The sequence below is a fragment of the Acinetobacter sp. YH12205 genome, from assembly GCF_013418125.1.
GTDB lineage: Bacteria > Pseudomonadota > Gammaproteobacteria > Pseudomonadales > Moraxellaceae > Acinetobacter > Acinetobacter towneri.
Map to the genome: position 1 here is coordinate 43,525 of NZ_VPCQ01000007.1, position 19,557 is coordinate 63,081.

Below are 19,557 nucleotides of genomic sequence, written 5' to 3' on the forward strand. Positions count from 1 at the left end.
TCTGCACGCCAATTACATCACTTCAAATACACCTGCCACCATAAAATAAAAAACACCTCCTGAACTGGTCAAAAGGTGTTTTAAATTAATGAAGATGAATAATTCAGACGAAGAATTATTTCAGCATCAGTCGTAAATTTTGTGGACTTAAATAAGCCAGTTGCAAACTGTTATTAGCCTTTAATTGCGTCCATTGCTGATTCGCACCACCTGTGCAACCATAACGAATTAAACGCGCGCGGTTTTCTTTTAGGTAGCCATGCTCTAAATCAAAGCACTGATTCCCCTGACGAATCGTTCCCGAAGCTGTGTGCATTTCCCAGACCTGACTGTCTTTAGATGTACTGCAGCTTGCAAGTGAGACCACATTGCCGTTGTTGGTTAAGCACTGATCCATTTCTGCTTTGCTGTGAATACGCCCCAAACCATCATAAATCCACTGCTCAGTTGCATCGCCTGTACAGCCACTTGCTCCACTAATGTAAGCATTTTTCTGACCACTCGCCAAAGTTTCAACTTTCAAACAGTTATTTCTGTTTTTCATTAGTGTTGCTTCAGCCACAATATTTTCATTGCCTAAACCCAATCGCTCCACAAAATTGTGCAATGCTGTTTCCGCTTCAGGCTTAGTCTTTTCTAAATCGGCACGATAAACATTCATCCAGCGGTTTAAACGATAAATCGTATTTTGCTGTTGTTCATAACGCTGTAATTGTTGCTGTGCAGTTGCTCTTAGCTCTTGACGATAATCTGCATAAGAATCATACAATAGTTGTGCAGCAGGTTTTAAAGCCACCACAGCTTGACTGGCTTGCGCTTCCAACTGCTTCTGAAAATCAGGCATTTCAACTTTTCTTAAAGCTTCATAGCCATGTGTACGACCAATTTTTACCGCAGGTTGAATACTATCGCTATATTGCGGAATATTCAGTGTCGATAATAACTTCTCGGCATGATTGGCTTTTTTACAGTATAAATTCACCTGTTTTGGCTGCTCAGCAAGTGCTAAATTGACATGCAGTTTATTGGCATTGCTGGTCATACGGTTAGGTGCCAATGCCACGTTCTGATTACGATTGGCATATTGAAGATCTAACCAACATGCGGCATTTTCAGCAGCACGATTTGCCCCAGGTAAATTATAAACATTACCCCAGTTACTGCGTGCAGCAGGATACAACACACCTTGCTGAGTTTCAGGATCATATCCGCCAATAATAGTAATTACAGGCACACCAAATAAGCGCGGTTTTAAATAGTAACCATCGGCACTGTTGTACCAAACCTGATTGGAGCTTGGTACTTTTGGATAAACCACTTCCATTTGGCGTGTGTCTTTATTCCAAATTTTATAACCACTTGGTGAGCTTTCATCCCAAACATGTCGCGCCCCAAAGTGGGGTTGAATCCGAATATGGGTACTGTAACCCGTGTAATGGGTATAACGCGAAATGCTACTGTTGGTTGCACCACCTGACATCGCATCCCAACTATAAGCATATTGTTTCAGGAAGTTAGGCACACCATTTTTGCCATCACCCAAGTTTCGAGTATGCCACGCTAAGTTACCGCGCATTTTATTACGATACGCAATATAGCTCCAACCGCTGTCTGCATGGTGTGTAGCCCAGAACATATTTTCACCTTGTGAACCCGGATAATGCCCTAGACCATAATGATGTCCAATTTCATGGCTGAACTCGTTGCCCACAGAATCATACAGGGTCAACATACCATTACCGCCACTTAAACCATGCGTTTGATCACCATTTGTATATTTACCTCGTGCATGATGGGCAATTACAGTTTGTGTAAGTTGTGGCTGTTGCTGACTTTGCATAGAGGCACTGGTCACACCCCAGTTGGCTAAGTTAATTCCCACACTAAAGGTCGATTTTGCAGTATTTTCCCGCATGTCCCCCGAATAGACACCACCTTCACCCGCACTTTGGGTATCGTAAATCGTGCCGTTGGCGACCATCACTCGATCTAGCTGAATGTCATCATATTTTGCCACGGTCATTTGTGCCGCAGGAATGGTTTGGAAATAATCGGTACCCGCTTTTTCAGGCTCTAATAACATATAATGCCCGCCCGATTTCGGTGGTGCAGTTAGTAGACCGATACGAATATTATTGAGTACCAATTCACCCGGTGCGGCAAAATCAATTTTTTCTGCTTCGAGTGCACCAGTACGGTTTTTAGAATCGACCAAACGCAGCTTTAAACCGGGACGTACTTCATCCCAATTTAATTTAGCCGACCACGCACGCTTACTATACAGTACCTCGGCACGACCATCTTGATTGCTCTGGTCTGAAGCAGGAATCTGGGTTGGATCAAGTAAAGCAACACGACGTAACAAGCGCTCATTTTGATACACTTCAAGCTGTAAAGTGTCGATATTGTCCATGCCCTGATTTGGTGTAACCAATAATAATGCTTCTTTTTCTGCGGTCAAACGTGGCATTTTTTTCGCCTCGTTACCATTCGGATCAACCACATGCCCTTGAGCAAATTGAATCATTGCCTGAAAATCACCTTCTAAATCATTACGCACTTCACGTGATTCAGAATTAGCGTTGTAATCATAAAACCCAAGTGCCGATTGATTGATGACATCTTGTGTAGGTTCAGGGTAAGGATTAGCCACATTGCCCACAGGTGGTTGCTGAGGAATTTCCAATGGTGTTGGATTTTCTTGATTTGAATTCCCAGCGGCATCCCCATCGCCACCACCACCACATGCAGCAAGCATGGATGATAATATACATACGCTTAATAGACTAAGCGAAAACCGAGTCACACTTTTCATTATTTATTCCACCCCAATGTCAATTTATGACAAAAAATATAAAAATAAACACATATTTTTCAATGGCTTGTATTTTTATATTAAATAGATGTATAAAATTATGCAATTCTCAAGTTTCATATCGCTTTATATTTTCAACACAATTTTATTAATTTTTCTTTATAAAAATCAGCGAATTTTTAAAGCAGCACACAGATTGATAGACAATATTTGATCGAGTTTGCGCTCACAACTGCATAAAATGAAGGAAAAAAAGAGAATAAAATTTGAATTATTTTTTTTAATTTCTGACAGACGGTATTCTATCGTACTGAATGGATAGCACTAGAATATGCGTTCAATTTTCTGCTTAAACTTTCTGACGAAATTGCGAGATATCTAAAGTGTGAATCTGACCGCGCCAAATCCATTTTAGCTTGGATTCTAAAAACTCATCACCTTCAAACCAAACGAATAAACCTTCCATCATGTCTGGCCAATCGGCTTGCGTGACTTCATTACGTCCAGAAATCACCGCGATAATTGCAGCTAAAATCGTATCATGACTCACAGCTAAACTCAGTCCGTATTGGTTGGTTGGATGGGTGTTATAAATCAGCTCAAGGACATCCACGACACCATGAATCGGATGTTTCATGCCGGGCAAGGCATTATTCACAAAACTATTAATAAAGCCTAAAGCACCCTGTTTCTGAAAATATGGGCCTGCCTGTTTGATATCAAGTACAAAGCTTCCTGGTTCCACCAATAAACCTTGTTCTATAATTTCAATGTGATGGGTATTGGGTTCGAGGGTAATGCCATCTGCCCCACGAATCATTAAAGCAGCCGTATCGACACAACGCTGAATAGGACTTGAAATACAGTGTTGAATCACCCGATCTGTATTTCCAACCAAGTAGCCTCCCCATGCTTCGGCTAAATCGCGACCTTGTTCGGTCAATTGTAAATTATAGCCAGCCAAACCCTGACCAACGACAATTTCACGAATAGAATGACGGGTAAACAAAGTCACAGGCGTCTGAGCATCAGGCAATAAATCAATTGCTTTAAGCATACTTGCAGGGAGTAGTTCTAATGCCATGATCTAGCCAAAATTTTAACTTGGTTGCTTGACACTATACCATGTTCAGCACTTTGCTCAATCTGACTTCGCCATAAGTCCAAGTGCTTGTAAGGCAATCTGTTTCATCTGCGTATTTTTATAGGCGATAAAACCACCATTTAACAATGTATCGCGCTGATTATATAAAAATGCCCGCCCCTGAAAATCGACCAATCCACCACCTATTCGTTCCAATAAACATTGTCCTGCACTGGTGTCCCACTCAGAAGTCGGATGAAAACGTGGGTAAATATCGACACGATCTTCCAAAATCATGCAGAATTTATAAGCACTACCTGCTTTTAGTTCTTCAAAATTGGTCAACTGCGCCAAGCTTTTTAAATAGTCTGCATAGTGTGATTTTTTTTGACTACTGTGGCTTAATCCAATTTTTAGAACTGAAGATGTTACCGTGGGTTCAGACTGATAGAGATACCATTGCTGAGTTAAAATATGATATTTCAATGGCATACCCTGTTCAGGACAAAAATAAATAGTTTGCTCGCCTGGTACTGCAAGTACTGCAAAAGTTGTTTGCACACCACAAATTAAACTTAAATTAATGGTAAATTCAGGACGTTGATGTAAAAACTCTTTCGTGCCATCTAAAGGATCAAGCAACCAAAATTGCTGCCATTGCTGACGTTGGTCTTGCTCACCTTCTTCGGACAACACAGGTAAATTGGAGATTTTTGCCAAAGCCTGCATTAAATAATAATTGACTCGATAATCGGCTTGCGTAACAGGAGAATCATCGGTTTTCTTTTCTACATCAAAAGCAGCACCTGAACAATAATCTTGAAATTCCTGATTTAAAATTTCACACGCCTGCTGCACGATTGGCAATAACTGTAAAATTAAAGTATGCGTTGGCGCCTTTGTTTTTATAAACATAACTATCCTTTTTAGACTGTATCTAAAGGTCTAATTTTTCATTACTTTCATAAAAACATTGTAATAAAATTTACGGCTGATGCGTAGATAAAATTTAGTGGCTAGATATGCTAAATCAAGACTTTATGTGTCAAAGCAATTCATTTTTACTTGAGTTTTTTATTTATTGAGTGCTTAGTTAATTAATCTTTAAATGGATTGGATAATCTTTTTTTAAACATCGATAAAGTGAGTGCACCACTAACCAATAATAAAATACCCACAATCACCAAATAAGTTTCACCACCAAAAAAACCAATAATAATTGCAGCAATACCCAATAAACCCAAAATAGTGGTAATAGCAATTCCTAAAATAGACATCACAATTCCTTTTAAATTTATTTAATCATGAAAAATTGTCAATATTCTCAGGTATCGTTCTGTCATATTCATGCCTCTTTTGATAGTTAAAGCGTAACATTTGAGCGCACCTTGCCACATTTATACACAGAACTTATACTGAAATAGACTAAACACGACCTATTACATTTCACTGAGTTTGCTGAATAGCTTAAGTGCAGATTATGACAACTTGATGCATTTTATTTAAAAAGATTCTTTCTTAAATCATTTTTGAATCACTGCAAAGGAAATTCCCTTTCCTTTTAGGAGACTTGCGGAGCATGCTCCTCAGGGAGAGGTTTTTTATAAGAATCCCCTCATCCACTTGCGGAATATTCCTCATCCTGAGCAATACATGGCGTAAAAGAAGGGACTTTCAATACTAATTTTACTGATCATTTATGATCAAATTTCGACTTATAAAAGGATTCTAATTCAGGTTGAACCATTCATAGAATTAAGGTATAAAAAAGCCCGATCTGCATCAATCGGGCCAGATTTAAAGGTACACAAATTTGTATACATAATCAAAATCACTAGAATTTTAAATCAAAAAATTAATCAATCCTTTTCTAGAAAAGTTAACTCTCCCTCATCTGAGGTGATTTTAATTTTGACTTTACGATAACTACGTTTATCTGGGTTTAATGCCGACTCTGAAACATGATGGGCGAATTTTTCATCGCCCATTAAATGCGCAAATAATTTATAGCCGATACGCATTTTCTTAATTTTTTTCTTCTTTTTCTCAAACTCATCGAGTTGTTTATCTAAGTGTTTTAAATCTAAATACTGTTGTTCAGCCATTACTAGCTCCCTAATTTAAAAAATTTACCATTCAATTTCTATGCTTGTACAGACAAACAAATACAGAAATATGTCAAAAAAATTGTTTTTGTGAACGCTACAGTTACTTTTTACAACTGCCCCATCTCACCTAATTTATATGCAACGCATGTACAGTGCTTATTTATTTAGCCTAGCACAATTTGGCGAATAATCAGACAGCATTTTGAGTTATGCCTCAAGCATGTTTAAATGAGCCAGTTTTATTTGCCTTTTGGCAATTGCTTTATGGTTTAGGATGTCTAAATGCACAAAAATATCATCATGTTTGACATGGACGGAACGCTGTTAGATCTCGCTTATGATGATTTTATTTGGAATGAACAACTGCCTATTCGCTATGCAGAATTACACGCCTGTTCTTTAGAGCGCAGCAAAGAAATTTTATACGATTTTTATCAAGCGCATAGCCACACCTTAGAGTGGTATTCCTCACGTTTTTGGACGGCTAAAGTGGGTGTAGATATGCTTGCGATGCAACTTGAATATAAAGATCAAGTCACGTTGCGTCCACAAGCTATCGAGTTACTGGAATATTTAAAAAATAATGGCTATCACATTTGGCTCACCACCAATGCCGATTGTGCAGGTTTAGACTTTAAATTAGCACATACAGGTTTAGCAAAGTATTTTGAAGTGATTGTTAGTTCTGAAAGTATTGGTTATGCCAAAGAGCGCGTTGAATTTTGGCAAACATTGCAACAACAACATGCATTTAATCCTGAAGATTGCTATTTTATAGATGACACCGAAAAGGTGCTTAATGGTGCTAAAGCCTTTGGGATTGGACACTTATATAGTATTGCCCAGCCATCCTCAGCAAAACCTACGCGTCAGACTTGTAATTACCCTATGTTGCACCAATTAACAGATTTAATTCCTGTCTTAGAACAATTTGAGGACACTCAAAAATATGCCTAAAACTTCGTCCCACGAAGCCATTGAAACGATCCGAATTGATAAATGGCTATGGGCTGCACGTTTTTTCAAGACCCGCTCTATTGCAAAAGCTTCCATTGAAGGCGGCAAAGTACATCACAATGGCGAGCGTGTTAAAGTTTCCAAAGAAATTCGTGTAGGAACTGAGCTGACCATTCAACAAGGTTTTGATAAGAAAACCGTATTGGTCAAGGCATTATCTGGCGTGCGTGGCCCTGCGCCCATCGCTCAGCAACTTTATGAAGAAACTGAAGTGAGTATTGCACGCAGGGAATTGATTGCGACCCAAAGAAAGTTGCATAATCTAGCACGACCTGATCATCGACCAAGTAAAAAAGACCGTCGTGACATCAGCAAATTTAAACAAGAGAATGATCAGCAATTTGACCAATTTTGGTCATATAATGATGATTAAATAGAGCGTCACAGGCTGTCGTACAGCCCGTGATATAAATAGAACTACAGGACAAATTCTGTCACTATATTGCATGTGGAAAAGATTTAAGTAAATGCATCCACTTGAGTATATTGTTTCGTGACATCGTATTGAGGTTGTAAGATGGATGAGAATAAAAGCAAGGCGTTAAACGCTGCGTTAAGCCAGATTGAAAAGCAATTTGGTAAGAACACAGTCATGCGTCTTGGTGACAACACTGTGCAAGCGGTAGAAGCCGTATCTACAGGCTCATTGACCCTAGATATTGCATTGGGTATTGGTGGCTTACCTAAAGGTCGTATCATTGAAATTTACGGCCCTGAATCATCAGGTAAAACGACTATGACCTTGCAAGCCATTGCAGAATGTCAAAAAGCTGGTGGAACTTGTGCCTTTATTGATGCCGAACACGCGCTTGATCCTCAATATGCACGTAAACTTGGTGTAGATATTGACAATCTTTTAGTATCGCAACCAGACAACGGTGAACAAGCCCTTGAAATTGCCGATATGTTGGTACGTTCTGGTGCAATTGACATGATTGTAGTCGACTCCGTGGCTGCCTTAACCCCTCGCGCCGAGATTGAGGGTGAAATGGGTGATTCACACATGGGCTTACAAGCGCGCTTAATGAGCCAAGCCTTGCGTAAAATCACAGGTAATGCCAAACGTTCGAACTGTATGGTGATCTTCATTAACCAAATTCGTATGAAAATTGGTGTAATGTTTGGTAGCCCAGAAACCACAACTGGCGGTAACGCATTGAAGTTCTATGCTTCTGTTCGTTTAGATATTCGCCGTGTAGGTCAGGTGAAAGAAGGCGACGAGATTATTGGTTCTGAAACCAAAGTCAAAGTTGTGAAAAACAAAATGGCGCCTCCATTTAAAGAAGCATTGTTCCAGATTCTTTACGGTAAAGGCGTTAACCATTTGGGCGAGCTGGTCGATTTGGCTGTTCAACAAAATATCGTGCAAAAAGCAGGTGCTTGGTATTCTTATCAAGGCGATAAAATTGGTCAAGGTAAAAACAACACCATTCGCCACCTTGAAGAACATCCAGAGCTTGCTAAAGGCATCGAAGCGATTATTCGTGAACAACTGCTCACGACAGGTCAAGCAGCACCTGTAGAAGATAAAGACGAAGAAGAATTCGACTTACTTGATGTTTAAGCATACGCTAATATGAACACAACAAACTGAATTAAATAGAACGCTCTACGGAGCGTTTTATTGTATATGGAAGCATTACCATGCCTGAAGACAAATTCCCCAAACTGATTGATTACGCTGCGCTAAAACAACAATTTGGCGAAGATAAGCAATCATGTAGCCGAACTGAGCAGATATATTCCGAAACAACGTCTGCCCTGCATTTTGCCTCAAATTCTGCGCCTAACATTAATAAACAATACCTTGCTCATACGGAAGCCATTGATGATCAAGAACACAATCACAATGAAGACCAAGACGAACAGCAAAACAAACGCCCAGGACTAACAGGTTCTCGTCTACGCAGCTACGCCTTTGCTGTCTTAACGCGTAAAGAATATTCTAAAAATGACTTAATTGAAAAACTGGCTTTATATGCAGAAAACCGTGATGAAGTGATTGAGTTAGTCAATGAATTGGCACGTGAAAATTATCAGAGTGATCAACGCCTAGCAGAAATGTTACTGGCTAGCCAAAAGCGGCAAGGTAAAGGGCCAAATCGTATTAAAATGGCTCTTAAAAACAAAAAAGTGGATAGCAGTTTAATTTCAGAAGAACTTAAAGAAACTGATTGGGCAGAACAAGCCTATCAACTGAAAGTGAAAAAATTCGGCACAGAAGTCGCAAACGAGCCAAAACTTAAAGCCAAACAAATTCGTTTTTTACAGTATCGGGGCTTTGATATGGATGCGATTATGAAAGCAATTCGTAGGAAAGAGCAGGATTTTTAAAATAGTGGATATAAGATCAAAATAAGTAGAAGATAAATAGAATTATTATTTCAAAACTGGTGGCAACCCTACCAGCAAGCCTTCGGCACATCATAGTTCCACTACCGCTGCTACCTTCCGGTCCTGACGGGGTTCGTAGAGTACAATTGCGAAGTAACCAGCAGGGCTACCATTGCAAAAACAGAGTATAGAGATTTTTAACAAACTTGCAAGCGTTGTTCTGTATTTCCTTTTATAATGCTATCCAATTGATTATTTTAAAAACAATTGAAGACATTTATAGAATAACGTCATTTAAAATTTAGTCTAACTAACCCATCATAAAATTATTTCGAGATTTAAATCCTAGATTTACCCATATTGCGCTGAGATTGATGATAAGTTTGTAAAAGCTTATTGCAATTCCACGCGTGGACGTTTTAAATGTGGAAAATGACCAAATCAACAGGTTGAGTCCAATACGCTTACAAGGACTCACTTATACAAGATTAAGATGGATATTCAATTATGCTAAAAAAGCATGCACTTTGTGCTCTTGCCCTACTGTGCTCAACGCCTATATTTGCCAATATTCCAATTGAAAGCCACAATCTCAGCCAAAGCAGTGCTAGGTATGCCAATAGCCCTGCGATTGCAACGAGTAATATGGCAACTGCTAATGTACCCACCAGTATCAATTGGCAGTTGATGCAAAAAAATCAGCAACTTGAAAATGACATCCGCCAGTTACGTGGCAAAATTGAAGAACAAGACAATGAAATTGCGCAGCTCAAACATGAATTGCAAAATCGCTATACCGATTTAGATCAACGTCTAGAACTGCTCCAACAAAAAATAGACCCTGAATCTGCTCCTGCCGCTGAGGAGGATAACCAAAAAGATACTGCACCCAGCGCCAGCAACAACCAGTTAAACAACAATGCCACGCAATCTGTGCAAAATACAACGCATGTGAGTCCAACAGCTCAAGGTTTAAATACCAATATTGAGCTGGAAAAAGCAGCCTATACTGTTGCATTGGATGCCTATAAACAAGGTGGCGCCAAAAAAGCGATTGCACCTATGCAAAACTTTATTAAAAACCACCCAAACAGTGTGTATATCAGCAATGCGTATTTTTGGTTAGCTGAATTTAATTTAGCAATTGAGCCAACCAATTACACCGAAGCCAAAAAGAATTTTGAAATTGTAGCAACAAAGTATCCCCAATCTGCAAAAGCATCAAGTGCCTTATATCGCTTATATAGCATAGCGCAAGATGTAGATCACAAACCTACTTTAGCAGCGCAATACAAAAGTAAAATTCTGAGCCAATATCCAAAGTCTGAAGAAGCAAGATTTTTAAAATAAGCCAATAAAAAAAGACATCCGAGGATGTCTTTTAATATTCTGAAGCTTGCCGTATTCGGTAAACTCAAACCTTAACGCACAATACCACGTTCAGATTGTTCTAAAGAATCAATTAAACGCTGCGCTTCTGCCACATTTGGCAAAATATCACTGCGAATTTGCTGAATGGCTTGCTCAGTGGTTAATCCAGATTTGTAAATGAGTTTAAAGGCTTCACGAAGACCTTGAATCACATCCTTCGACCAGCCTTTACGACGCATTCCTTCCACATTCATTGCAAATGCATGTGCAGGATTACCAGAAACCATGACATACGCAGGCACATCTTTAAGAATAAGCGATGCACCACCAATCATGCTATAAGAGTCAATTTTACAGAATTGGTGAATACCAGAGTTTCCACCGACAACCACATAATCCCCAACATGCACATGACCTGCCACACCCACGTTATTGGCAAAAATATTGTGATCACCCACCATACAGTCATGTGCGATATGCGTATTGACCATAAGTAAGTTGTGACTACCAATTTTGGTCAGGCTATTGTCTTGCACCGTACCACGATGCAAACTGCAGTGTTCACGAATTTTGTTGTGATCACCAATTTCTAGCCAAGTTTCCTCACCTGCATATTTTAAGTCCTGACAGACCTCACCTACGCTGGCGAACTGGAAAATTTCATTGTGCTGACCAATACGGGTGTAACCACCAATCACCACATGCGAATGAAGTTTTGTACCCTCACCAATCGTTACATTTGGGCCAATAATACAGTATGGACCAATCGTGACATCTGAAGCGATTACTGCAGATGAGTCAATAATAGCGGTTGGGTGAATGAGTGGGTTATTGCTCATGCTTGCTCTGTTTTCTGATGCGAAACCATAATTTCCGCGGTTGCTGCGACGACGCCATCAACGGTGGCGATACAATTATATTTGTAAATGCCTCGTTTTTGCATAACTAATTCAGATTTTAATACAAGTTGATCGCCTGCAACGACTTGTTTTTTAAATCGAACTTTTTCTGCGCCTGCAAAAAGGAACAAAGAACCTGCGCTCGGTTTCTCATTATTCATGATAAAACCTAAAATACCCGACACTTGTGCCATCGCTTCAACGATTAAAACACCCGGCATGATCGGATAATTCGGGAAGTGTCCTTGCAAGAATTCTTCATTGATAGATACGTTTTTATAACCCACGATACCGTTATCAGTGACTTCTACAATGCGGTCTACCAATAAAAACGGATAGCGATGGGGTAAATATTCACGAATGGTTTGAATGTGCATTGGCAATTCAGGTTTAGTGAAGGTGCTAGAATTCGACTCAGTCATCATAATTATTTACGCAATTTAAAAGTTGATTCAAGGGACTCAATTTGAGATTGCATATCATCAAGTCTTTTCACCAATTGGGTCAATGGCACATCTGCTAATTGTCTGAGGCGCACAACAGTACGTTTCCACTTTTGATTTTCAAACAAGCCTATACCTGACGAATATTTTCCTGATTCAGAAATATTATTTGTGACCATTGACATTCCTGTCAAAGTCACATTATCAGCAATATTTAAGTGCCCTGAAATTGCACTTCCACCACCAATGATACAGTTTTTGCCAATTGTCACACTTCCAGCCACGGCAGTTTTTGCTGCAATGGCCGTATGAGCACCTAATTTGACGTTATGTGCGATTTGCACAAGGTTATCAATAATGACACCATCTTCCAAAATTGTATCATTTAGTGCACCGCGATCTACGCTGCAATTCGAGCCAATACGAACGTCATTGCCAATAATCACCGAACCCAACTGTGCAATACGATGCCATTTGCCTTGATAAGGTGCAAAGCCAAAGCCTTCACTGCCAATTACAGTATTGGCGTGTATGCGCACACGATGTCCAAGCTTGGCTGCGCCTGTCAAAGTCACGTGTGAATCAATAAAACACTGTTGACCAATTTCGACAAAGTCATCAATTTTACAGTGCGATTGCACAATCGTATTGTCACCCACCACACAATTTTCACCAATTACGACGTAATGACCAATATAGGCACTATCGGCGATGATGGCTGATGGATGGATTTGGGCTGTGCTTTCTATACCACGTTGCGTATGCTTGCGCTCAAATACATGAGTCAAAATTGCAAAAGCCAGATATGGATTATCGACCACAATAAAGTTGTGATGATTGTCTAACTCGGCTTGTAGTGAAGCGGTCACAATTAAAGCTCCCGCTTGGGAGCTACGTGCTTGCGCTAAATATTTATCGCCATTCACGAATGCAAGTTGATGCGCCTGAGCAGACTCAAGGCTTGCCAAACCTTGCAAACGTAAATCGGCTTGTCCAATGTATTGACCTTGAACTAAACCAGCAATTTCTTCTAAGCGATAATGTTGGGAACTCATTGATTATTTAAGTGCGTTGACCTTTTGGATCATTTTATCAGTTAAATCATACTTCGGGTCATAGGCAAGTGCCGAGTTTTTATTCAAAACTACATCTAAACCATTTTCTTTACGCAATTGTTCAGCAACTTGCTTTAAACGAGTTTCAAAACTATCGTTAATTTTGTGCAATTCTGACTGAACACGGGTTTGTACCACTTGTTGCAAACCATTAAATTCTTTCAATTTCGCTTGAAACTGTGTATTCATTTTTTGCTTTTCAGTATCTGACAAATTCGTAGCCTGCTGCGCTCGCTGCTGCATGGCTTCCAACTCTTTTGTCAGCTGTTCAAGCTTAGTGGTTTGTGGTTTGACCGACTGCTGCAAAGCTAAATTTTGCTGTTTGAGATAACTGCTATTTTCTACAACACGCTCTAAACTTACTACACCATAGCCTGCAGCATGTGCTACTGCTGCCATTGTAGATAAACCCAACAATGCCAAACTCAATATTGTTTTTTTCATATGCTACATCCTGTGTTTAAACAATCCAACACGAGTCGTACTTAGAAAGTACGACCAATTTCGAATTGAATATTTTTAGTATCATCGCCTTGTTTTTCATTCAACGGATACGCATAGCTAAGTGACAATGGACCAATCATGGTAATCCAAGTAAAGCCTACACCTACGCTATAACGCATCTCGCCGAAGTCAAAGCCGTAGTTATCTTTACAATATTGGCGCCCATCTGCTGTTGCTTGAACATCGCACTGGGTATCAAACACTTGCGCACCTTCGGCAAAAATCACAGGGCGTACCTGACGTGTCCAATCGCCTTTAAATGGTACAGGTAAAGCCAATTCGGTACCAAATTGTACTAAAGCATTACCACCTACTTCTTCTGGAGATGGGTCTGTTTGTCCGCGATCGCTAAAATAAACGCCATCGTATTTTGGACCTAAGGTACTGTTGTCATAACCACGCACCGAACCATAACCACCCGCATAGAAGTTTTTATAGAACGGTAAATCATTACCAAAACCTAGCTTACCGTAGCCGCGCAAGACAAAATCATGACCTAAAGGGAAATAAGCCTGTGCATCATAAGTTACTTTTTGGAATTCTACATCGCTACCTGGTAAGGCAATTTCAGCATTCACACGATGCGACATACCATTGGTTGGGAAAATCGGACGGTTCAAGGTGTTATACGACCAACCTAAGTTCAAGTTATAGGTTAAAAAATCACCTTTAAACTCAATACCTTTAGGATCAGACCAATTTGAACAAGTCCCACCTACTGGTAAATTAGCATCTAGACAATACGGCTCACTTTTGGTTGTTTTACCGCCATTCGCCAATAAATAATCTCGAACATAAGTCGAAACATAAGGACCCGTGGTCACCTCTGTCTGATCAATGTTTAAACCTGCGCTAATGCTTTGGTTTTCATCAATTGGGTAACCGAAGTTAATGCCGCCACCTAAACTGTCTGTCACATAGTTGTTTACGTTATAGTCATCGTCCAGTTTGGTTTTACGATAGTACATGTTGTAACCACGACGCACACCATCAATCGTGAAGTACGGGTCGGTCACACTCAGGTTATAGTAATCCTGAGTTTCAGAACGTGATAAATCAATCGAAACTGCGTTACCTGTACCCAAGAAGTTGGTTTGGCTTAAACCAGCTTGGAACGTCACACCACCGCTTTGCGAGAAACCTACCGCTAAAGTACTTGTACCTGAGTGCTGTTCTTCTACATTTACATTTAAGTCAATTTGGTCTGGCACATTTGGAATACGCACAGGCTTGACATCAACGGTTTTAAAGAAACCTGTACGCTCTAAACGGACTTTAGACAAATCAATTTTTTCATTGCTTGCCAATGCGCCTTCCATTTGACGCATTTCACGACGCAGTACTTCATCGGCGGTTTTACTGTTACCAGCGAAGTTAATACGACGCACTGTAACTTGCTGACCTGGGTTGATGTAGTAGTTTAAATCTACCAGTTTAGTTTCTTTGTCAATTTGCGGAACAATATTGACTTCGGCATAGTAATAGCCTGCATTACCATATTTACGCAGCAACAATTGTTTCACCGCATTCACTTTTTCTTGTGAATAGGTTTCACCATCTTTATAAATTTTCAGTGCCGTAAGTTCTTCTGGTTTGTATAAAGCATCGCCCAAGAACTTGCTTTCGCCAAACTTGAATTGCTCGCCTTCATCTACAGACACTTCAACAAAGATATGTTTTTTATCTTCGCTCAAGTTCAAACTTGAATTGGTGATATTGAAGTTGATGTAACCTTTATTGAGATATAGAGCTCGCAATGCTTCAAGACTTGCCGCCATTTTTTCGCGTGCATAGCGGTCATTACGGGTAACAATTGAACTCCAGCTACTTTCTTTTACCGCAAAAGCCTGCTTAATTTCACTTTCTTTGAAAACCGTATTGCCAATGATGTTGATATCCACCACTTTGGCGGCTTTACCTTCGACAAACTCAACGGTTAAATCTACACGGTTATTTGGACGTGCCGTGGTGATGACGCGTACATCTGCATCATAACGACCTTGCTGCATATATTGCTGTTCAAGCTCAGACTCTAAAGTTTGCAGTGCAGATTTTTTCAACACTTCACCTTCAGCCACGCCCATTTTCTTTAAACCATCTTCCAATGCTTCTTTTGGAATCAGTTTATTGCCCTTAAATTCAACTTTAGAAATGATTGGACGTTCAACCACTTTAAAAACCAGCGTATCTGCTTCACGCGTAGCCTGAATATCATCAAACAAACCGGTGGCATATAGTGAGCGAATCGCATTGGCTAAAACGGCCTCATTGACCCGATCACCACTATTGACTGGAATCATTCCATAGACATTGGCTGGCGTTAAACGAACAAGACCATCTATTTTTATATCTCGTACAATGAATTCATCTGCTGCATATACTTGTTGTGTTGCCGCCATTGCACTGACGAGTGCCAAGGGCATAAATAAATGTGTGTGCTGCATGCCAGTCTTTTCCAATGTTAAATTTATTTCGTATCTACGTTGTTATAAACGCATAATGTCATTAAATAATGCCAGAAGCATCATACTTCCAAGCAGTACCATACCAATTTTCAAACCAACTAATTGTATTTGTTCAGAAACAGGTTTACCACGAATCAGCTCGATAAAATAATAAACTAAATGCCCGCCATCCAACATTGGAATTGGCAATAAATTTAGAATTCCTAAGCTTACGCTCATGAGTGCCATAAAGGAAATGAAGGTTTGCCACCCCATTTCTGCACTTTGTCCTGCTACTTTGGCAATGGTAATTGGGCCAGATAAGTTATCTAAACCAATTAGACCACGTACCATTTTGACAATAGAGTTCAGAATCATACTTGATAGCTGACCTGTTTTATCTACGGCCATCAATAATGCTTCGCTTGGGCTATATTGAATGGTTTGCTTATAGTCATCTGGAATTACAATTTTTCCAGGATCACTTTGCACACCCAATACACCTGAAACATTACCCATGTTATCGCGTTTACCTTGCGGCATGACTTCCAGTTGCTGTATTTGATTATTGCGGAGCACATCAACTTTTAGTAATTTTTCTGGCGATGCCTGAACCACTTGTACCACATCGTACCAGTCATTCATTTTTACACCATCAATTGCCACAATTTGATCGCCCTCTTTCATGCCTTGACGAATCGCTGCACCATCTTCGCTTAATTTGCTGACAATAGCAGGAATTTGTGGCCGATAAGGTGTAAAGCCCAGTACATCTAAAGGCGACTGAGATTGATCGTTAATAAAATTTTGAATCGGAAGATTAAAAGTTTTGATTTCACCTGCACGTTCAGCCTGTACCTGAATATTGCCTGTTTCACCCACACGATCAACCAGTGCAAAGTTAAGTTTTTCCCACGTACTTACAGATGTGCCATCAATAGCTGTGATTTTATCGCCTACTTGCATTTGTGCAGCTGCTGCAGGTGTATCTGCCAATACTTTACCCACACGCGTATTCAGTTGCTCTTGAGCAGGTAAAAATAAAACCCAAAACAATAAAATAGCAAAAATTAGGTTAATGAGCGGCCCTGCTGCCACAATCGCAATACGTTTCCACGGATGCTGACGGTTAAAAGCATAAGGTAAATCTTCTTCAGCAACGCTTTCTTCACGCTCATCTAGCATTTTGACATAACCACCTAAAGGCAATGCCGAAAGCTGATATTGAATACCCGACTTTTTAGAAGTCCATTTTAAAAGAGTTGGCCCAAAGCCAATGGAATATACTAAAACTTTGACACCAAGCTTACGTGCAACAAAATAGTGCCCAAATTCATGTATTGCAATTAAGGGGCCAAGCAAAAGAATCGCAGCAACCACAATAAATAAGGCACTCATGCTTTAGCTTCCTTTATTTAATACAAAATGCTGCGCAATCACACGCGCGTTTTGATCTGCCTGCAAAATCAGCTCAATACTTTCAGCGGCTGAGTTTTGTATCTGATTCAATGTATGCTCAACCACTGTCGCAATTTCGGTAAAACGAATCTGTTGCTTCAAAAAAGCATCGACAGCAATTTCATTGGCTGCATTTAAAATAGCAGGAGCCAAACCACCTTCCTGCATCGCTTGACGTGCCAAACTTAAGGCTGGGAAACGTGTAGTATCTGGAGCCTGAAAATCTAACTGATGATTCACAAACAAATCTAATGGTGGCACATGCGTTTGAATACGCTGCGGCCATGCCAAAGCATGCGCAATTGGCGTACACATATCAGGATTACCCATTTGCGCCAAAGTTGAACCATCCACATATTGAACCATGGAGTGAATAATACTCTGTGGATGCACAACGACTGTAACAAAATGTTCTGAAATTGCAAAAAGATGACACGCTTCGATTAATTCCAAACCTTTGTTCATTAAGGTTGCAGAATCTACCGAAATTTTTTGTCCCATAGACCAATTTGGATGTTTGCAGGCTTGTGCAGGGGTAACGTGTTGCAGTTCTTCTAGGCTATGATTTAAAAATGGGCCGCCCGAAGCAGTCAGTAAAATTTGTGATACACCTAGCTGAGGTTGTCCATTTCTTTCGGTTTGTAAATAATGTTCAGGCAAACATTGAAAAATCGCGTTATGTTCAGAATCTACAGGTAATAACAAAGCTCCATGTTCACTTGCCGCCTGCATCATGATGTCACCCGACATCACCAAAGCTTCTTTATTGGCCAATAATACGCGTTTACCCGCTTTAACCGCAGCCAGTGTAGGTAACAAACCTGCCGCACCAACAATGGCTGCCATTACCACATCCACTTCAGGATGTTCGGCAACTGCGATTAGACCCGCTTCATCGCTTAGAATTTCAATTTCAGAAATATGTTGCTGTGCAAGTGATTGCTGTAACTCATCAACTTTTGACGCAGGTACAACCACAATTTTAGGATGGTACTGTTTGCATATTTGAACCAGTTCTTGAATTCGGCTGTGCGCCGTCACGGCAAAAACTGAATACTGCTCTGGATGTTGTTGCAGTACTTTTAGGGTGCTTTGTCCAATTGAACCTGTCACACCCAAGATACAAACAGCTTGTGACATTTATAAATCTACGCCAATAAGTTTTAAAACATACATACCCGCAGCAAAAATTGGAGCTGCTGCAAGCAAAGAATCAATCCGATCTAGCACACCACCATGACCTGGCAAGACGCGCCCAGAGTCTTTAATACCTGCACGGCGTTTGATCATGGATTCAAATAAATCGCCCAATACCGAGCTAAATACCGTAATCACCGAAAGAATCAGGAATAAAATATGTTGTGCCAAAGTCAGGTCTAAATACACCACTTCAACAACAATCACGATTAGCATGGCAGTAAAAACACCGCCATATAAGCCTTCTACTGATTTGTTTGGACTGACATTCGGTGCAAGTTTTTTCTTGCCCAGTTTACGCCCAACAAAATAAGCACCTGAGTCTGCACCCCAAACCAACAAGAACAAGTACATTAACCACCACGGCGAACTATTCCATACGGAAAAAATTGCAGTGACCGCAGCAGAAATTAGAATAAAACCAATAAAACTTAAGCTTGGGTTATACCATGCATCGTATTCTGGATAAGACTTGACCCAATAAATACTGAGTAACCATGTCAAAATAGAAGCTGCCCAAAGTAACAAGGCAATATCACTAAAATAAAGTGCCATTGCTGCCAAAGCGGCAGTCAATACACCAAAGCCCCAAGCCACAGGTTTGAGGACATATTTAGTTTTTCTTGGCATGAGTTTGAACCACTCATAGCCCGCAACCCCTGCTGCAACAATCATCAGCATAAACATTGGATAGTGCGACTGAGTTGCAAACATACAACTCAACACCACAGCAACCAATACCAATGCGGTAATAATCCGCTCTAACAT

General features: G+C 40.1%; 18 protein-coding genes and 1 other RNA gene. 5 read left to right on the forward strand and 14 right to left on the reverse strand.

Going from position 1 to position 19,557, the window contains the following annotated elements; translation table 11 throughout:
- Positions 1 to 115 precede the first annotated feature (115 nt).
- The 5 genes from FTU92_RS10470 to FTU92_RS10490 all read right to left on the reverse strand — a co-directional run bounded on the left by FTU92_RS10470 (position 116) and on the right by FTU92_RS10490 (position 6,004).
- On the reverse strand, positions 116 to 2,815 hold the full coding sequence (locus FTU92_RS10470) for a M66 family metalloprotease (RefSeq protein ID WP_180096210.1): 2,700 nt from the start codon (positions 2,813 to 2,815) through the stop codon (positions 116 to 118).
- A gap of 349 nt (positions 2,816 to 3,164) precedes the next feature.
- Complete coding sequence (locus FTU92_RS10475) at positions 3,165 to 3,899, reverse strand: histidine phosphatase family protein (RefSeq protein ID WP_004976677.1); 735 nt, start codon at positions 3,897 to 3,899, stop codon at positions 3,165 to 3,167.
- Positions 3,900 to 3,956: 57 nt separating this feature from the next.
- A complete protein-coding gene (locus FTU92_RS10480) occupies positions 3,957 to 4,814 on the reverse strand; it encodes a 3'(2'),5'-bisphosphate nucleotidase CysQ (protein ID WP_131261461.1) in 858 nt (285 codons plus the stop codon).
- Between the two features lie 182 nt (positions 4,815 to 4,996).
- A complete protein-coding gene (locus FTU92_RS10485) occupies positions 4,997 to 5,176 on the reverse strand; it encodes a hypothetical protein (RefSeq protein ID WP_004976682.1) in 180 nt (59 codons plus the stop codon).
- 582 nt (positions 5,177 to 5,758) lie between these two features.
- Complete coding sequence (locus FTU92_RS10490) at positions 5,759 to 6,004, reverse strand: hypothetical protein (RefSeq protein WP_004976684.1); 246 nt, start codon at positions 6,002 to 6,004, stop codon at positions 5,759 to 5,761.
- Positions 6,005 to 6,289: 285 nt separating this feature from the next.
- On the opposite strand from FTU92_RS10490, the gene FTU92_RS10495 reads away from it, so the two are divergent.
- From FTU92_RS10495 to FTU92_RS10510, 4 genes are all read left to right on the forward strand, one after another.
- The gene (locus tag FTU92_RS10495; RefSeq protein ID WP_096901429.1) at positions 6,290 to 6,964 is read left to right on the forward strand and encodes an HAD-IA family hydrolase; all 675 of its coding nucleotides are present in this window, start codon (positions 6,290 to 6,292) and stop codon (positions 6,962 to 6,964) included.
- On the forward strand, positions 6,957 to 7,397 hold the full coding sequence (locus FTU92_RS10500) for an RNA-binding S4 domain-containing protein (protein WP_131261462.1): 441 nt from the start codon (positions 6,957 to 6,959) through the stop codon (positions 7,395 to 7,397). Before FTU92_RS10495 ends, FTU92_RS10500 begins: the two co-directional genes overlap by 8 nt.
- 144 nt (positions 7,398 to 7,541) lie before the next feature.
- The gene (gene recA / locus FTU92_RS10505) at positions 7,542 to 8,588 is read left to right on the forward strand and encodes a recombinase RecA (protein ID WP_004976691.1); all 1,047 of its coding nucleotides are present in this window, start codon (positions 7,542 to 7,544) and stop codon (positions 8,586 to 8,588) included.
- An 80-nt stretch (positions 8,589 to 8,668) separates the two neighbouring features.
- Entirely contained in the window at positions 8,669 to 9,358 is a 690-nt protein-coding gene (locus tag FTU92_RS10510; protein WP_180096212.1) for a regulatory protein RecX, read from the forward strand.
- 66 nt (positions 9,359 to 9,424) lie between these two features.
- Here the strand turns inward: FTU92_RS10510 and ffs are convergent.
- Positions 9,425 to 9,521: signal recognition particle sRNA small type (gene ffs, locus FTU92_RS10515), an RNA gene on the reverse strand.
- Between the two features lie 341 nt (positions 9,522 to 9,862).
- Between ffs and FTU92_RS10520 the strand changes: the two genes are divergently transcribed.
- The gene (locus FTU92_RS10520; protein ID WP_180096254.1) at positions 9,863 to 10,708 is read left to right on the forward strand and encodes a YbgF trimerization domain-containing protein; all 846 of its coding nucleotides are present in this window, start codon (positions 9,863 to 9,865) and stop codon (positions 10,706 to 10,708) included.
- A gap of 71 nt (positions 10,709 to 10,779) precedes the next feature.
- On the opposite strand, the gene lpxA is transcribed toward FTU92_RS10520, so the two are convergent.
- Genes lpxA through FTU92_RS10560 form a run of 8 tightly spaced genes read right to left on the reverse strand, consistent with a single transcriptional unit; the run spans position 10,780 to position 19,557 of the window.
- A complete protein-coding gene (gene lpxA, locus FTU92_RS10525; RefSeq protein ID WP_019836491.1) occupies positions 10,780 to 11,568 on the reverse strand; it encodes an acyl-ACP--UDP-N-acetylglucosamine O-acyltransferase in 789 nt (262 codons plus the stop codon).
- Positions 11,565 to 12,053: a 3-hydroxyacyl-ACP dehydratase FabZ gene (fabZ, locus tag FTU92_RS10530; protein ID WP_004976697.1), complete on the reverse strand. Its 489-nt coding sequence runs from the start codon at positions 12,051 to 12,053 to the stop codon at positions 11,565 to 11,567. The genes lpxA and fabZ overlap by 4 nt, the downstream gene beginning before the upstream one ends.
- 2 nt (positions 12,054 to 12,055) lie before the next feature.
- Positions 12,056 to 13,126 carry a UDP-3-O-(3-hydroxymyristoyl)glucosamine N-acyltransferase gene (lpxD, locus tag FTU92_RS10535; protein WP_004976698.1) on the reverse strand — a complete coding sequence of 357 codons (1,071 nt, stop codon included), beginning with the start codon at positions 13,124 to 13,126 and terminating at the stop codon, positions 12,056 to 12,058.
- Positions 13,127 to 13,129: 3 nt separating this feature from the next.
- Positions 13,130 to 13,630 (reverse strand): OmpH family outer membrane protein, encoded by a 501-nt coding sequence (locus FTU92_RS10540; protein WP_180096214.1) that lies wholly within the window; start codon positions 13,628 to 13,630, stop codon positions 13,130 to 13,132.
- A gap of 41 nt (positions 13,631 to 13,671) precedes the next feature.
- Positions 13,672 to 16,134: an outer membrane protein assembly factor BamA gene (bamA, locus tag FTU92_RS10545; RefSeq protein WP_180096216.1), complete on the reverse strand. Its 2,463-nt coding sequence runs from the start codon at positions 16,132 to 16,134 to the stop codon at positions 13,672 to 13,674.
- A 42-nt stretch (positions 16,135 to 16,176) separates the two neighbouring features.
- Complete coding sequence (gene rseP / locus FTU92_RS10550; protein ID WP_180096218.1) at positions 16,177 to 17,532, reverse strand: RIP metalloprotease RseP; 1,356 nt, start codon at positions 17,530 to 17,532, stop codon at positions 16,177 to 16,179.
- Positions 17,533 to 17,535: 3 nt separating this feature from the next.
- Positions 17,536 to 18,732 (reverse strand): 1-deoxy-D-xylulose-5-phosphate reductoisomerase, encoded by a 1,197-nt coding sequence (gene ispC / locus FTU92_RS10555; protein WP_180096220.1) that lies wholly within the window; start codon positions 18,730 to 18,732, stop codon positions 17,536 to 17,538.
- Complete coding sequence (locus FTU92_RS10560; protein WP_136143951.1) at positions 18,733 to 19,557, reverse strand: CDP-archaeol synthase; 825 nt, start codon at positions 19,555 to 19,557, stop codon at positions 18,733 to 18,735.

Coding starts and splice junctions, on each gene's coding strand:
- FTU92_RS10510 (WP_180096212.1), top strand. CDS start 8,669: ATGCCTGAAGACAAATTCCCCAAACTGATTGATTACGCTGCGCTAAAA.
- FTU92_RS10560 (WP_136143951.1), bottom strand. CDS start 19,557: ATGTTAGAGCGGATTATTACCGCATTGGTATTGGTTGCTGTGGTGTTG.
- FTU92_RS10540 (WP_180096214.1), bottom strand. CDS start 13,630: ATGAAAAAAACAATATTGAGTTTGGCATTGTTGGGTTTATCTACAATG.
- ispC (WP_180096220.1), bottom strand. CDS start 18,732: ATGTCACAAGCTGTTTGTATCTTGGGTGTGACAGGTTCAATTGGACAA.
- FTU92_RS10480 (WP_131261461.1), bottom strand. CDS start 4,814: ATGTTTATAAAAACAAAGGCGCCAACGCATACTTTAATTTTACAGTTA.
- FTU92_RS10490 (WP_004976684.1), bottom strand. CDS start 6,004: ATGGCTGAACAACAGTATTTAGATTTAAAACACTTAGATAAACAACTC.
- FTU92_RS10495 (WP_096901429.1), top strand. CDS start 6,290: ATGCACAAAAATATCATCATGTTTGACATGGACGGAACGCTGTTAGAT.
- FTU92_RS10470 (WP_180096210.1), bottom strand. CDS start 2,815: ATGAAAAGTGTGACTCGGTTTTCGCTTAGTCTATTAAGCGTATGTATA.
- rseP (WP_180096218.1), bottom strand. CDS start 17,532: ATGAGTGCCTTATTTATTGTGGTTGCTGCGATTCTTTTGCTTGGCCCC.
- FTU92_RS10485 (WP_004976682.1), bottom strand. CDS start 5,176: ATGTCTATTTTAGGAATTGCTATTACCACTATTTTGGGTTTATTGGGT.
- fabZ (WP_004976697.1), bottom strand. CDS start 12,053: ATGATGACTGAGTCGAATTCTAGCACCTTCACTAAACCTGAATTGCCA.
- FTU92_RS10500 (WP_131261462.1), top strand. CDS start 6,957: ATGCCTAAAACTTCGTCCCACGAAGCCATTGAAACGATCCGAATTGAT.
- lpxD (WP_004976698.1), bottom strand. CDS start 13,126: ATGAGTTCCCAACATTATCGCTTAGAAGAAATTGCTGGTTTAGTTCAA.
- FTU92_RS10475 (WP_004976677.1), bottom strand. CDS start 3,899: ATGGCATTAGAACTACTCCCTGCAAGTATGCTTAAAGCAATTGATTTA.
- bamA (WP_180096216.1), bottom strand. CDS start 16,134: ATGCAGCACACACATTTATTTATGCCCTTGGCACTCGTCAGTGCAATG.
- recA (WP_004976691.1), top strand. CDS start 7,542: ATGGATGAGAATAAAAGCAAGGCGTTAAACGCTGCGTTAAGCCAGATT.
- lpxA (WP_019836491.1), bottom strand. CDS start 11,568: ATGAGCAATAACCCACTCATTCACCCAACCGCTATTATTGACTCATCT.